Origin of the sequence: Mesorhizobium silamurunense, from assembly GCF_014843825.1 — a bacterium.
In the GTDB taxonomy this organism is placed as follows: Bacteria; Pseudomonadota; Alphaproteobacteria; order Rhizobiales; family Rhizobiaceae; genus Mesorhizobium; species Mesorhizobium silamurunense.
This window is the reverse complement of record NZ_JHQR01000192.1, coordinates 33,276-48,338: the sequence shown is the minus strand read 5'-3', so window position 1 is coordinate 48,338 and position 15,063 is coordinate 33,276. Positions and strand designations below refer to the sequence as shown.

The window sequence follows — 15,063 nt, the reverse complement described above, 5'->3', positions numbered from 1 at the left end:
CGATCTTGGCGCCGATCTCCTGGATCGGTTTCTTCTTGGCTGCTCGAGCTATTTCAATATCGGTCTTGAATTCGGCCATGGGTATTGCCTCGAAGATTGGGTTGTCGGGAATGTATGCTGCGGTGCTAGAACTGAGGCCTCGGCAGGTTGCTGGCGAGATAGGCTGAGGTCAGCGTGTTGGCCATCAACAACGCGATCGTCATCGGGCCTACGCCGCCGGGTACGGGTGTTATCGCGCCGGCGTGGTCCGCCGCCTCTGCGTAGGCGACGTCGCCTACCAGGCGGTTCTTGCCATTGCCCTTCTCCGGCGCGGCGATGCGGTTGATGCCCACGTCGATCACAGTGGTGCCTGGCTTCACCCACTCACCCCTGATCATTTCCGGCCGGCCCACCGCCGCCACGAGGATGTCAGCGCCACGACAAAGCTCGGGCAGATTCTTCGTCCGGCTATGGGCAACGGTGACGGTGGCGTTCGCGGCAAGCAGAAGGTTGGCCATCGGCTTGCCAACGATGTTAGAGCGGCCGACGACGACTGCATTGAGACCGGAAAGATCCTTGCCATGCACGCGCTCGATCAGCAGCATCGAGCCGGCAGGCGTGCAGGGTACGAAAGCCGTTTCGAGCTCACCGGTGCCAAGCTTGCCGACATTGACAAAGTGGAAGCCGTCGACGTCCTTCTCCGGCGCAATCGCCTGGATGACCTTGCCCGCATCGATGTGATTTGGAAGTGGCAACTGCACCAGAATGCCATGGATCGTACGATCACGATTCAAGATATCGATAAGATCGATAAGGTAGGCTTCGCTGGTATCGGCGGGCAACGTATGTTGCAGCGAATTGAAACCGCATTCCTTCGCCGTACGCGACTTCGCGGCCACATAAACCTGGCTTGCCGGATCCTCCCCGACGATGATGACCGCAAGACCAGGCGTTACATTCTTGGAAGCAGCCAGGTCGCTGCTCGCGCTTGTGACCTTTGCGATCACATCGGCGGCAACCGCCTTGCCGTCGATCACTTCAGCCATTGCCTTTCTCCGCTCCTGAGAAGAATACGGCGTCGCTTTGCCGTCGAACTTCGAAAATCAAGTTGCAAAACCTTGCAATTATTTGGACTAAAAGTCAACTACCAGGAAAAAAAAATTCATATAAAGAAAAAGATTTGACCTCGTCTGGCTCAATCAGTTGGCGGGCAGCTACGCCAGGCCTTTCACGGATCCAAAAAGAAGCCACCGCCCGGCCTTGCAGGCGGTGACCAAGCAACCGCGGTTCAACGCGGCCGGGAGGAGGGAACGTTTCCCGGTTCAAAGATGGTCAGGCTGTCGCCGATCACAGTACGAAGATCCGGTTGGCGATCAGCACCACGATCACGCCAGCCACCAGCGTCGCGTAGGGCAAGAGTCCGGCCTTCTTGGCTCTGAGATCGGTGGATTTCATGCCGAGATCGTCCAGCATGTGATCGGGGAACTTGCCGCCGTCTTGAATGTAGTGCCGGAAGCAGAATACCGGGAGGATCAGTGCCGCGGTTATCAGGCCGGCCCACAGCGCCATCGGATTCCAAACCTTGGCACCGGCACCCATGAAGATGGCGTTGACATAGGCGAATATCGCCCCGATCCCCAGCAGCCAGGTCGGCGCCTTCCAGGGCCGCTCGATATGGCCGTTGTCGATCCGGTGGATCCAGCCGGCGTTGAGGTTGAGGAAGTTGAAGATGATATAGCCGCAGTTCGACACCGCGAGGATGAAGAAGAAGCTGGTCGCGTCGGCCGAGGCGATGGCCAGCACGATCAGGTTGAAGCAAAGGTCGGTCCACATCGCCCGGGTAGGCGCGCCGTGCTCGTTGACGTGGCTCAGATAGCGCGGCAGCCAGCCATCGACGGAGCCCTGGTAGAGCGTGCGTGAGGAGCCGGCCATTGCCGTCATGATGCAGAGCACCAGCGCCAGGATCATCAGCATCACCAGCAGGCTGTGGATCAGATTGCCGCCGCCGACCATGCCGGCCAACGCGTCGGCGACGCCCGAGCCATCCACGATTGGTGTTGCCAGCATGCCGTTGAGGCCAAGCACGCCCTGGAAGGTGAAGGGCACCAGAATGAACAAAAGCATGCAGAGCAGGCCAGAATAGAAGATCGCCTTGAAGGTGTCGGTGCCGGGGTTCTTAAACTCCGACGTGTAGCAGACGGCGGTCTCGAAGCCATAAGTCGACCATGCCGCGATGAACATGCCGCCGAGCGCCAGCGTCCATCCGGCGATGTTCCATGAGCCTGGGTCGGGCGCGTAGGCGGTGGCCAGCGGGACCAGAGGCGAGAAATTCGCCCAGTCGATCTGGCCGGTGAAGATCGGCACGACGCCGACGATCAGCATCGGGATGATGACGAGCAGGCCGATATACTTCTGCACGCTGGCGGTGCCCAGGATGCCGCGATGCTGGATGGCGAAGATGATCAGCATCAGCAACGCGCCGATGAAGAAGGTCGCGTTCAGTGAGAAACTGACAGGCCCAAGCGTGTGGCTGAAGAGCGACCAGTTGCGGATAGCAGGCGTTGCGGCGGCCGTCACCGCTGCGATAGCGTCGGCCGCACTCGTGCCGGCGTGCGTCCCGATGTAGGCGACCACCTGCGGAGAAGTCTCTGTGAAGACCGGAATCGGCGCCAGCGCATTGAGGATGTAGGCGGCGGCGATGGAACAGCCGAGCGACAGAACCGGCGACCAGGCGAACCAGTTGCACCACACCGACAATGGCGCGATGAACTTCGAATAACGCAGCCAGGCGGTTGCGCCATAGACCGAAGCGCCGCCAGATTTGTTGGGAAAAAGACCGGCGATTTCAGCGTATGTGAACGACTGCAGGAAACCCATGATCATGGACACGGTCCAGATCAGGAAGGCCAGCTTGCCAGTCGTTCCAGCAATGCCGCCGATCGAGAACAGAACGAGGGCGGGGACGCCGCTTGCCACCCAGAAGGCGCCTCGCCAGTCAATGCTTCTATGCAACTGCCCCGCGGTTCCCTCCGCGTAAGTGTCCGATAAAGCGCTCATGGCTTTTTCATCCCATTGTTTGAGGTTGAGTGTTCCTGCGATCCGGCTTCCCTTTGCCGGTTATTTTGTTTCCTACCAGGCTTGTTTTTTTCACTTCAATAAAGATTGTTAACGATCCTCGATGTCGTCAAGCGCTTCCTACCCCTTTCCCAAGATCGTTGACCAGCGTCAGTGCGACACGGCGGAATGCCTGGCGCATCTTGTCTACCTGCGGGCCTGAAAGCCGCATTTCGGCGATGGCACGATCCATGAGAGCCAGCCAGTCCTCGGCGTCGCCCGCCGAGATCGGCACATGCGCGTGCATGAGACGGACGTCCATGTGCCCGTGCTTTTCCAGATAGTGACGACGCCCGCCGAGAAAGCCGCACAGAAAGTTGAACTGTTCCTCGCGGGCATGGTCGACGCCGTGTCCGCGAAAATGCAGTCGCAGCAACGGCTCTCCGCGAGGATCGGCCTCGATCAGGTCGTAGAAGCAGTCGACCAGACCGCGCAAAACCGTTTCGCCGCCGATCTGCGCAAGAAGAGTTTCCTTGGCTACTATTGGTTCCATATGCGTCAGGACTGCGGACGGGTTTTCTTGGGATCATAGTGCGATAGCGGGACGATCGTGGCCGGCAGCCGCTTCTGGTGGCCGTCGAGCTTGCCGATCTCGACCTGCGTGCCGACATCGGCATGGGCCACGTCGATGCGCGCCAACGCAATATTCTTGCCGAGGATCGGCGAACGCGTTGACGATGTGACCTCGCCGATCTGCGCGCGCCCGAGATGGATGCAGTCGCCATGGCCGACCGCGACGGCTCCTTCGATGTCAAGCCCGACCATCTTGCGCGATGGATGCTCCTTGCGCCGGATCAGCGCGTCGCGCCCGATGAAATCGTCGGCCTTGGACTTGAGCGGCACGGTGAAGCCGATGCCCGCCTCGAACGGATCGGTCTGATCAGAGAAGTCATAGCCGGCGAAGATCAATCCGGCCTCGATACGAACCATGTCGAGGGCGGCCAGGCCCATGGGCGTCAATCCGTGTGCCGGCCCCTCGGCCCAGATCGCGTCGAAGACCTCGCCCGCGTGCTTGGGGTGGCACCAGACCTCGTAGCCCAACTCGCCCGTGTAGCCGGTACGCGACAGCACGACAGGTAGGCCCTGGTCATCACCGATGCGGCCAACGGTGAAACGGAACCAGCCGAGTTCGGCGATCGATGGCTGATGCGGCGGCGTCCAGATTACCTTCTTCAGTAGCTCGCGGCTCTCCGGCCCTTGCACGGCAATGTTGTGCAATTGGTCGGTGGAACTGCGGACCAAGACGTTGAGGCCGAGCTTTTCCGCCTGTTCGCGCAGCCATATGCCCGAATACTCGTCGCCGCCGACCCACCGGAAATTGTCCTGACCGAGACGGAACAACGTGCCGTCGTCAATCATTCCGCCATGCTCGTAGCACATGGCGGTATAAACGATCTGGCCGACCGCCAGCTTCTTCACGTCGCGCGTCAGCGTGTACTGGAGCAGCGCTTCCGAGTCCGGTCCCGTCACCTCGAACTTGCGCAGGGCGGAAAGGTCCATCAGCACCGACTTCTGCCGGCAAGCCCAGTACTCGTCGATCGGCCCGGCTTCTGCGTAGCTGTTGGCCAGCCAGTAGCCGCGATACTCCACGAAGTTGCGGGTCAGCTTGGACAGGCGGTCGTGAAACCCAGTTTCCTTGGTCATCTTTGGCTCCGAATCGGGAGTGGCGCGGATCGCCACGGCGCGTTGGAATTTCTCGGCTCCTGAATAGGTGCGCACATGGATGTCGGTCGGATTCCAGCCATTGGCCGCCGTCGTGTCGTCAGGGCAGGCGGAGTTGACGCAGACGAGGTCGGTCAGCGCCCGCAAGAGCACGTAGTCGCCCGGCCGCGACCACGGCTCGTCGGCATACATGACGCCATGCGCGTCGACCCCGGTATTGAAGAAGAAGTTGGCCGCCATCCAGCCGCCGCGCGGACCGACGCCGTATGAGCCGAGCGCCTTGTTGAAGTTTTCCGTGCAGTTGATGTGGCCGGGATAGCCGATGTCGTCATAATATTTCGCATAGCACGCCAGCGAGAAGGCGTCGTGGCGACCGCAAGTGTCCTGCACGACCTCGACCAGCGGCAAGAAGTCCTGATCATAGTACTTCGAATGCAGGCCGGGCAACGGATAGGCATGCCCCATCGCGCTGCGCGTGGCGGTGACGTCGAGCGCATGCTCCTTTCCATTGTCCAATTTGCGCGCCGAGAAGCACTGGAAATCGGTGCATTGGCGTCCGTCGACATCGATGATCTGAATGTAGTCCCCGGCTTTGACGAAATAGGCCTCTGCCGTCGACGAGTGCACGCGAAGATCGAGAACCGGATCGGCAAGCGGATCTGGCAAATCCCGGGAGGTCTCACGCAAGCGCACCGTCGCGCGCCGCACAAGGACGGTCAGCGGCGTCGCAGTCTTCTGGTCGTCCGGCGCCATGTCGGTTCCTGGCGCGGCGATGACGAGCCAGCCGCCGCGCTGGACGGTCAGCTCGACTTTGGTCTTCGGTGGCGTTGTCCCGTCGAAGAAGCGCACCCCGCCCGCCGCGGCGAGGTCGATACCACGGATCTCCAGCGCCTTGCGCAGCCGTTGCAGGCTGCCGTCCTGACTGGTCAGCAGCGCCTTCAAACCCGCAGCATCCGAGTTCGGACCATGGCCGACGATGCGGGCGTCAATGCTGCCCGACGCGTCGGCCACGACGACCTCGCAGCTTTGGCCGCCCTCATCATTCGTTACGGTGATGCTGTCGCCTGCCGCAATGTCGATCAACATCGCTCCGGCGCCGCCAACGATGTAGCGCTCGGTGCCGGCCGGCAAGGTCAATCCTGCGGGGCGGACGATGCGGCTCGCCTGCGGCGGTCCACCGCGGACGGGAGGGTAGATCGTGTTCAGCATCGTTACCTCCTCGCTGAGGCTGGGGCTCAGCTGCTTCGGCGGCTACGCCGTCATCGACAACCTGTGTTGGGGTACCTCGGTGCAGTTCAGTCCCAGCAGCGCCGGGTCCATCAGGTCGGCGTGCCCGTGCGCACGGGCGGCCAATCGGGTCTGATGCGGAGCGCATCCGTAGGCTTCGCGATAGACTTTGGAGAAGTGCGATGGCGAGATGAAACCGCAAGCCACCGCAACTTCCACGACCGGCAAGTTTGTGCTCACAAGAAGCAGCTGGGCACGCTCCAGACGCAGTTCCATGTAGTATCGGTTCGGTGAGCGCCCCAACTCTCTGTCGAAAAGCCTTTCGATCTGCCGGCGCGATATTCCGCTTAACGCCACAAGATCGTCGACCGGCATAGGATCATCCAAGCTTGCCTCCATCAGGCCGATGACCTTCATCACTGCCTTGTGGTTGAGCTTGACACGAGAATGGAGGGGCAGGCGCTGTCGCTCCCCGGCTGAACGCATACGGTATGCAATGGCTTTTTCGCAGACGCGGTTGACGATGACTGAACCATGGTCACGTTCAACCAAGTTCAGGAACATGTCGAAAGGTGCATCCCCGCCCGAGCAGGTATGCAGATCTCCATCATGTTCAAAGGCCGTCTGGGTAGACTCTATCCCCGGAAACTGCTCGCAAAATAGCGGAAGCTGCTCCCAGTGAACGGCGCACCGGCGCCCGTCGGCCAACCCAGCCCGCGCGACAACGAGGGTGCCACTGCCGATGCAAACGAGGGGGATGCGGCGCATGCGGCATTCCCTTAGCCAGGCATCGAGTTGCCTGTTTTGGCGCGGGATGGCGCTGCCGCCGCAAATCACCGCGGCCGACGTCAAATTTGATTTTTGGGTTCTCTCGCGTTCATCTCTCAACGTGGAGTCGATGCCGACCGTCATTCGGCAACTCGACATCACGGGTTGCCCGTCTTCAGATATGACTCGCCAGCTGTAGACGTTTTCCCCGATTGCTTCGTTGGCTAACCGCAGTACTTCCACCGCGCAAGAGAACGCCTGAAGCGAGAAGCCAGGCAAGAGGTAGAAACTAAACGACCTATGCGCGGTCTGTGCAGTCGGCATCCTGGCTCCTCCTCATTTTTGCCCTGCTCAGCGTACGGCTGAACAAGGCCAGTCTCGTCATCTGCCCGGAACTGTTCTGAACGCGGCAAGGGGGAGTGAACGGTCCGTAGGGCTCCCGGAAAAGTCGCTGGGCAACGCAAGCTCAGTTGCGCAGATAACTCTGCATCGTATCGTCCAGCGCATCTTTCCACGGCGTGTGATGCTGCGGCGCCATGGTACCGGTCATAACCGATTTGTAGCTGTTGTCGCGGAAGCCCATGATGTCCTTGATCTTGTGCTTCTTCCATTGGAAGAAAGCCTCGTCGGCGCCGTCCACGTCGAAGCTTGGATAGTCGGTCTCGGCGATCAGCTCCTTGATATAGCTGCCCTGGTAGCGGATCGCGTCATAGCTGTCGTCTCCTGCATCCTCGGCCGCCACCCGCTTTTCCACGTCGGCGATCAGCTCGTTCTTGGACGCAGGCAGCTTAATCCTGCCGAGGACAACATCGCGCGCCCACCAAGCCTGCGCATCGAACATGTTGAAGGTATACCACTGGTCCTGCATGCCGAGATAAAACAGCGCCGGATTGTGGACGTAGACGACGCCCTTGTAGAGGTCAGCCGTGGCCAACCTGTTCGCTGTGCGAAGCCGCAAGTCGTCGGACATGAACGGGAAATGGTGCTTGTAGCCGGTGCAGAGGATGATCGCGTTGACGGTCGCCGTCGAGCCATCCTTGAAGGTTGCGACGTTACCCTCGACCTTGGTCAGCAGAGGCACCTCTTTCCAGTTGGCCGGCCATTTGAAGCCCATGGCCTCCGTGCGGTGGCTGACCGTGACCGACTTGCAACCGTACTTCCAGCACTGAGAACCGATATCCTCGGCCGAGTAGCTGGTTCCGATGATCAGTATGTCCTGACCGACAAATTCTCGTGCGTCGCGGAAGTCGTGAGCATGGAGGATACGGCCATTGAATGTCTCGAATCCGGGGAATTCCGGAACGTTTGGGGTCGAGAAATGGCCCGACGCGACGATCACGTGGTCGAACTCTTCCGAGTAGGATCGGTCATTGGGAAGATCGTGCACACGCACGGTGAACTTGCGGGTCTCAGCGCTCCAGGTCACATGCCTGACAACGGTTGAAAAACGGATCCACGGGCGGACGCCGGCCTTCTTCACGCGACCTTCGATGTAATCAAACAACACGGCCCGGGGCGGATAGGAGGCAATCTGCTTGCCGAAGTGCTCCTCGAAGGAATAGTCCGCGAATTCGAGACCCTCCTTGGGGCCGTTGGACCATAGGTAGCGATACATCGAGCCATGCACCGGCTCGCCAAATTCGTCCAGGCCCGTGCGCCATGTGTAATTCCACAACCCTCCCCAGTTCCTTTGCTTTTCAAAGCAGACGATTTCGGGGATCTCCGCGCCTTTCTGCGCCGCGGACGCAAAGGCGCGCAGCTGAGCCAAGCCGGACGGACCGGCACCGATGACGGCAATCCGTTTCTTCATCATGATTCTCCCATTTGGTCTGAACCGGTTTGTGATAGATTGGTTCTTTTGGTTCAAACCAGTTATGATCGAAACGGCAAACATGTCAACTAATATTCATGGAAGGAAAATCAATTTGCGCCAGAATCGGCCTCGCTTTATGAACGGTCGGTAAGGAGCCGCCATGAACGCCACCAGCCTAGTGCAACGACTTGCAGTGAACGCCCAGGTCAAACGGCTGGGAGTCGGTGCACAACGTGTGGTCAAAGTAGGCTTTCTAGGGCCGCTCAGCGGGCCTGTCCGCTCTTGGGGGCTGCCGGGATTGAACGGCTGCCGCATCTGGGTGGACTGGATTAATCGCACGGGCGGAATGCTCATCGGAGGGACGCGGCACAACGTCCAACTATTGGCCGAGGACTGCGGCTATATTCCCGATCGGGCGGCGGAAGGGGCTCGGCGCCTCGTGCAGGATCACGGGGTAGGGCTGCTGATGATGCACGGAGGCGACACGTTCCGTCCGATCCAGGACTATCTCATGTCGCGCAAGATCCTGACCTCGACGCTGCTGCCGAGCGATCTTTCGCCCGACACACCGTACCTGATCGCGCCGAGCGAGATCCATCCCCTCTACAACGTCACGGCAGTCGAATGGCTTGCACGCAACCGCCCCGACCTGCGCCGCGTGGCGATGTGCAGCCAGACGGATGCGCTAGGCCTGCCTTCGCTGGCTACCTATCGGGCTGCCTTTGCAGCCGAGGGGATCGCGTCGGTGGGCGAGATCCGCTACGCGCCGGAGGCTACGAACGCCGACGAAATACTGCGCGCAATGCTGGCCGGCAGTCCCGACATTTTGTGTTGGTGCACGAGCTATGAGCCAATGGTTCACGCGCTGACTGAGGCTGCTTTCCGGTCGGGATTTCGGGGCCAGATCATTTCATGTACTGCCGACTATTATCGGCGGCTGGTCGACCGGACATCGATCGATTTCATGGAGGGCTTTTTGTTCCAGTTCCCGGACTTCGACGATCCAGAGCTCCGCGACAAGGCCTTCTTCTTCAATCGCCCGGCCGAGTTCTTCGCGGAGTACAATCGGCGTTTCCCGGACAGCTGGAGCGCGGTTTCCTGGGAATACGTTGCCACGCTCGACCTTTGGCATGCGGCGGTCGAGAAAGCTGGAACGGCAGCGCCTGTCTCCGTTCTCGCAGCGATGAAGCATGGCGGGCTCGGCGAACATGCGTTCGGAATGGCGAAATGGGCGGGCTCGGAACTGTTCGGGAATGACAACGCTCTGATCGGCGACTGGCCCGTCGTACGCATTACGAATGGCCACGCGCGTATCGTAGCCTTTGGGTCAGTCCCGACTTGGCTGCAGAGGCACGGCGCCCGGTTGCGCGACGAAATGCGCGCGCTTGGGCTGATGTGGGACCAGCGCCATTCCAGTGTGTCCGGAGAGCTGCGCATCGCCGCCGGATCGGACTGACCGAGGCTCAATCTTCTTGTAGAAGCAGCTTTTGCTCCTCAATCAGCAGCAGCTTGGTGAATTCGACCGCACTCTCGATATCCCGGGCGATGATCGCGTTGAGCAGCGTGTTGTAACGGCGCTGGTAGTCCTGTATTCGCCTGGGTGTCAGATGCCGCCGGTTGAGGGCGGCGCGGAAGCTCTGGCGGCGAGCCTGGATCAACAGATCGTAGCATGATGTCAGCAGCGGATTTCCCGCGCCGCGGGCTACCTGACGGTGGAATTCTTCCTCGAGCCGGGCGAATTCCGCCGCGTCGGTTTGAACCCCTTCCATGGCGGACAACGTCTCGCTCAGTCCTTCAATGGCACGCGGCGACATGTTGATGATGGCGAGCCTCATCATGTCGGGTTCGATTATTCCGCGCATCACCAAGAGGTCGAGCGGGCTCGTCTCGGCAGCAACACCTCCGGTTGCGTCATCCGGGGCTGCCTGACCCTTCACGAAGCTCCCGCTCCCGGCACGCCGGCGTATGAAGCCATGTTTCTCAAGTATGTCCAGCGCTTCGCGAACCGTGTTCCGGGCGACGCCAAGTTCACCGGCCAATGTTCGTTCCGAGGGCAGTCGTTCGTCGGTGGTGTATTGCTGAGAGGTTATTCGCGCCAGCAGCGTGTCCACCACGACACGAACCGTGGCAGTGATTGAATGATCCGCGATGAGTGCCAAGGCAGCCTCATGGTTCGATGACATCAACGATGTTCCTTTCGATATCCGAAAGTTCGCATCCATTTGCGATGGTTCTGGTTGGCCGCGCAAGCCGGAACCGATGACCGCGCCCTTTGGGCGTTCAGCTGATCCTGATCGCCAATTTGGCGTTTCGCGGTCTGTTTCGCGCACGTGCCTCGCTCTCGATTTCGGTTGGCCTTCGGCTCTTCCGTGCCGGGATTTCCGATCAGTCATTTTTGCTCTCAGGGAAAAAATTTTAACAGGAGTATTGATTTCGGGAACCAGTTCTCACAAACTGGTCCAATAATTGGTATAAAAAAGGGGAATGCAATGACCAATTCCTGGAGATTCTCCACGCTCGCCGATCGCCATCGTGCGCTCGGTTCGAAGCTTGAAGACTGGAGCGGTATGGGCACCGCCTGGCAGTATTCGGGCGACCCGGAGCGCGAATATCTGGCAATCCGCACCAAAGCCGGCCTAATGGACGTCTCCGGCTTGAAGAAGGTCCATTTGAACGGCCCCGCGGCGAGCCACATCATCGACCGCGCCACGACCCGCAATGCCGAGAAGATCATGCCCGGTCGTTCGGTATACGCGACCATGCTGAACGACGCCGGCAAGTTCATCGACGACTGCGTGATCTACCGGATGGGACCGAACAGCTGGATGGTCGTGCACGGCTCGGGCGGCGCCCACGAACAGCTCACCATGGCGGCTACCGGGCGCGACGTCGCCATCCGATTTGATGACAATCTCCACGACTTGTCGCTGCAGGGGCCGCTTGCCGTCGACTACCTGCAAAAGCACGTGGAAGGCATCCGGAACCTGAACTACTTCAGCCATATGCACACCTCGCTTTTCGGTCTGCCGGTGACGATCTCGCGCACTGGCTACACGGGCGAGCGCGGCTACGAGATTTTCTGCCGCGGCCAGGATGCTCCTGCGATCTGGGACCGGATCCTCGAAGAGGGCGCGGGTATGGGCATCATCCCCTGTCGGTTCACGACGCTCGATCTGCTGAGGGCCGAAAGCTATCTGCTGTTCTTCCCGTACGACAACTCGGAGAAGTATCCTTTTGAGAACGAGGGCCCCGGCGACACGCTGTGGGAGCTCGGACTTGACTTCACCGTCTCGCCTGGGAAGGTGGGCTTCCGCGGCGCCGAGGAGCACTATCGGCTGAAGGGCAAGGAGCGCTTCAAGATCTACGGCGTCAAGCTCGAGGGCACGACGCCGGCCGAGGAGGGCGCGCCTTTGCTCAAGGACGGCAAGAAAGTCGGCGTGGTGACGATCGGCATGTACTCCGGCCTCAACAAGCACAATATCGGCATTACCCGTATGCCGGTGGATTGCGCGGTCGACGGTGTTGAGATGACCGTTCAGAATTCGACCGGTGAAATCCGTTGCGTCGCCCATTCGATGCCATTCTTTGATGCGGAAAAGAAGCGTCGCACCGCCAAGGGATAGGTCGCTGTGGATTCAAGCCCGCAAATCAACCAAAACGGAGCCGAGGGTCAAAGTCAGTGTTAGAAGGCTCGATTCCAAGCCGCCCTGTCTATGGCGTGCTGGAGATACGGCCGGGGCGACTGCATTTGATGGTCGCCGACGCCGAAGGTGCGCAGGCGATCCTCGATTTGGCCGCCTCTGCGCCCTCCGATTTCTTCGCCGGGGCCCACATCATTTATCTCCCCAAGAAGTCTGGAGACAAGTTCGTCGCCAGGCTGGAGCGACTTGCCCCTGCCCAACTCTATGTTGGGCCGAGCTACGAGGCCGCGCTTCCACGGCTAAGGCGGGTCCTGGCAGGAGCGCACATGGGCCTGCAGGTCTATCTGGCGGGAACCGAAGGGCTAATGGGGCAGGCGATGTTCGAGGCTACGCAGGCCGGCATCCCGCATTCCGCGATCCAGACGGAGCACCGCGGCTCCACCGTGCGCCGCGTGCAGTGCGTGCATTGCAAGGGTATCACTGAAGATGTGACACACGATCCCTTCCGATGCGCCCATTGCGGGTTGCATCTGTTCGTGCGCGATCACTACTCGCGCCGCATTGCGGCCTTCCAGGGCGTGCGCATCGATGCGGAAGATCCCGGCAATATACCCGAATCCGTGGAGCGGTTCAGATGAGTGCAGGAGCCGCAAAAATACCTGTGACTGTGGCCGAGGTCACGCCAGTCAACGAGCTCGTCACCCGGTTCAGGTTCGTACGCCGTGACGGCGGTCCGATGCCAACTTTCTCGGGAGGTGCGCACACGGTCGTGGAGATGAACGACAAGGATCGCGTACGCCGTAATCCCTACTCGATCATGAGCGATCCCGCCGACCGGGAAGGCTATTCCATCTCGATCCGCCGCGACGACAATGGAAGAGGCGGTTCGTTGTTCATGCACCGGCAGGTGAGGCCGGGGATGGAAATGATCATCTCCAACCCAGTCAATCTTTTCGCGCTGGATTTGCGGGCGAGAAAGCACCTGTTGCTTGCCGGAGGCATCGGCATCACGCCGTTCCTCGCGCAGATCAAGCAACTCGCCGCCATGAATGGAAACTTCGAGCTGCACTACTCCGTGCGGACGGCATCCCTTGGCTCCTACGCGGGCGAGCTGGTGGCCAACTATCGCTCGCGCGTCCATCTCTACCATGACGACCGGAGCGAGCAGATTGACCTGCCGGCGCTGCTCGACGGGCAGCCGCTCGGCACCCATGTCTATGTCTGCGGGCCCAAAGGTATGATCGGCTGGGTGCGCAAGACCGCGACCGCGCTCGGATGGCCGCGAGAGGCGGTGCATCACGAAGAATTCCTTGCACCTGCCTCGGGCAAGCCCTTCGAGGTTATGCTGGCGCAGTCGAACAAGATGATCCAGGTCGGCGAACACCAAAGCCTGCTCGAAGCGATCGAAGCCGCCGGCGTGGAGGCGCCCTATCTGTGCCGCGGCGGAGCCTGCGGTCAGTGCGAGACCGACGTTTTGGAGTATGAGGGAACGTTCCTGCACAAGGACCATTGGCTGACGCCGACGCAATGCGCCAGCGGCACCAAGATCATGCCTTGCGTATCACGCTTCGAAGGCAAAACGTTGGTGTTGGATCGATAGCGAGGAGGACGCTGCGATGACTATCATCTTCAAGGAAGAAACCTTCCACGACGATTTCACCTTCCGCAACTCGCCGGAGGCGGTCAAGCGCTTCCCTTTCCCGTTCCCCGAGGACAGCTACATGTACTCAGTGAACCTGGAGCCGCACAAATCATACCGTCCAGGCAGCGTCTACGAGCGGACTTTCGACGTCGATGAGCACTACGTCTCGGAGATGCGCGACCGTGCCCGCGTCCTTGCCGAAGACCCGTTGCGCTGCCAGTCGCTGCCGCACATGACCTTGGCCGGCTGGGATCTGCTCGAGCTGATCATGACCTCGAAGGCAGAAGAGTATCCAGAGCTTTTCGAGCTGCGCCGCGACGGCGCCAAATGGCACTGGATCAACCGCCCGCTCGGCATCGAGCAGAAGTTCACCTTCCTCGATGAGACCACACTGCCCTATGGCCCGATGGAGTACATCACGCGGCAGACCCAGGGCGACTTTGCGGTACTTGACCAACGCGACGACAACCTGTGGATGGACGCCGGCATGGTGACGACACAGGCCGATTGGAGCCTTGATTTCGACATCGGCATGAACTTCTTCGAATGGCACGCCCCGGTGCCGAAAGCGCACGAGATGGGTATCTTCCAGCGCGCCTTGAAATTCCTCCTGAACGTGCAGCAGGGCTCGCCGGCGCGCCGTCTAAACTGGACGATGACCGTCAATCCCCTGCTCGATACAAGCCCCGAAAACTATCACAAATGGGGCGTGATGAAGAAAGACCTGACGCTGGAGAACATGGGGCAAATGATGCATTTGCGCGTCGAGCTTCAGACCTTCTTCCGTCTGCCTCGCTCGAATGCCCTGGTGTTTCCGATCCGCTGCTATCTCATCAAGCTAGACGAACTGGTGACGGTGCCGAAATGGGCCAGGCGCTTCCATCGTGTCATCCGCGACTTGCCGGCGGAACTGGCGACCTACAAGGGCTTCATCACCAATCGACCCAAGATCGTGGAATGGCTGTCGCGATATGACGACGGCGCTGCGACGTCGCCGGGCATTTGGCCGGACTGAGCAAGCCGTGTCCACTGGCGGCGCCAGCGGCATGGGAGTGATTGCCCGGTCGCGTGACGACCGCAGGCACCCAGGCTTCTGGTTGTCCCATGGCTGCTTAGAAATGGCCGGCCCTGTGGGGCGTCACGCTAGGCAGAGCCGGCTTCGGCCTCTCCGGGACGAAGACTTGCAGGACGTTGCTTCCGATCGGTGGCGTGCGCCG

General features: G+C 60.4%; 12 protein-coding genes. 5 read left to right on the top strand and 7 right to left on the bottom strand.

All coding sequences use genetic code 11. The features are described 5' to 3' along the window. Window positions 1–125: 125 nt before the first annotated feature. The 6 genes from folD to DH10_RS21495 form a co-directional block, all read right to left on the bottom strand. Window positions 126–1,025, bottom strand: a complete 900-nt coding sequence (gene folD / locus DH10_RS21520; protein ID WP_192254393.1) for a bifunctional methylenetetrahydrofolate dehydrogenase/methenyltetrahydrofolate cyclohydrolase FolD — start codon at window positions 1,023–1,025, stop codon at window positions 126–128. 301 nt (window positions 1,026–1,326) lie between these two features. Further along, window positions 1,327–3,036: a trimethylamine N-oxide permease gene (locus DH10_RS21515; protein WP_192254395.1), complete on the bottom strand. Its 1,710-nt coding sequence runs from the start codon at window positions 3,034–3,036 to the stop codon at window positions 1,327–1,329. 127 nt (window positions 3,037–3,163) lie between these two features. Further along, window positions 3,164–3,586, bottom strand: coding sequence for a group II truncated hemoglobin (locus tag DH10_RS21510; protein WP_192254397.1), 423 nt, complete (start codon window positions 3,584–3,586; stop codon window positions 3,164–3,166). Between the two features lie 5 nt (window positions 3,587–3,591). Further along, entirely contained in the window at window positions 3,592–5,964 is a 2,373-nt protein-coding gene (locus DH10_RS21505; protein ID WP_192254399.1) for a trimethylamine N-oxide demethylase, read from the bottom strand. 42 nt (window positions 5,965–6,006) lie between these two features. Continuing rightward, the gene (locus DH10_RS21500; protein WP_192254401.1) at window positions 6,007–7,074 is read right to left on the bottom strand and encodes a GlxA family transcriptional regulator; all 1,068 of its coding nucleotides are present in this window, start codon (window positions 7,072–7,074) and stop codon (window positions 6,007–6,009) included. Window positions 7,075–7,216: 142 nt separating this feature from the next. Then, window positions 7,217–8,560 (bottom strand): NAD(P)-binding domain-containing protein, encoded by a 1,344-nt coding sequence (locus DH10_RS21495; protein WP_192254676.1) that lies wholly within the window; start codon window positions 8,558–8,560, stop codon window positions 7,217–7,219. Between the two features lie 163 nt (window positions 8,561–8,723). Here DH10_RS21495 and DH10_RS21490 point away from each other — a divergent pair, with 163 nt between their 5' ends. Further along, a complete protein-coding gene (locus tag DH10_RS21490; protein ID WP_192254403.1) occupies window positions 8,724–10,019 on the top strand; it encodes an ABC transporter substrate-binding protein in 1,296 nt (431 codons plus the stop codon). A 7-nt stretch (window positions 10,020–10,026) separates the two neighbouring features. On the opposite strand, the gene DH10_RS21485 is transcribed toward DH10_RS21490, so the two are convergent. After that, the gene (locus tag DH10_RS21485) at window positions 10,027–10,893 is read right to left on the bottom strand and encodes a FadR/GntR family transcriptional regulator (RefSeq protein ID WP_210327834.1); all 867 of its coding nucleotides are present in this window, start codon (window positions 10,891–10,893) and stop codon (window positions 10,027–10,029) included. Between the two features lie 159 nt (window positions 10,894–11,052). Between DH10_RS21485 and DH10_RS21480 the strand changes: the two genes are divergently transcribed. Genes DH10_RS21480 through DH10_RS21465 form a run of 4 tightly spaced genes read left to right on the top strand, consistent with a single transcriptional unit; the run spans window position 11,053 to window position 14,861 of the window. Beyond that, window positions 11,053–12,186, top strand: a complete 1,134-nt coding sequence (locus tag DH10_RS21480; protein ID WP_192254680.1) for an aminomethyl transferase family protein — start codon at window positions 11,053–11,055, stop codon at window positions 12,184–12,186. 56 nt (window positions 12,187–12,242) lie between these two features. Then, window positions 12,243–12,842 (top strand): dimethylamine monooxygenase subunit DmmA family protein, encoded by a 600-nt coding sequence (locus DH10_RS21475; RefSeq protein WP_192254405.1) that lies wholly within the window; start codon window positions 12,243–12,245, stop codon window positions 12,840–12,842. After that, complete coding sequence (locus DH10_RS21470) at window positions 12,839–13,804, top strand: PDR/VanB family oxidoreductase (protein WP_192254407.1); 966 nt, start codon at window positions 12,839–12,841, stop codon at window positions 13,802–13,804. The genes DH10_RS21475 and DH10_RS21470 overlap by 4 nt, the downstream gene beginning before the upstream one ends. 16 nt (window positions 13,805–13,820) lie before the next feature. Beyond that, window positions 13,821–14,861 (top strand): heme-dependent oxidative N-demethylase family protein, encoded by a 1,041-nt coding sequence (locus DH10_RS21465; RefSeq protein ID WP_192254409.1) that lies wholly within the window; start codon window positions 13,821–13,823, stop codon window positions 14,859–14,861. Window positions 14,862–15,063: the final 202 nt, after the last annotated feature.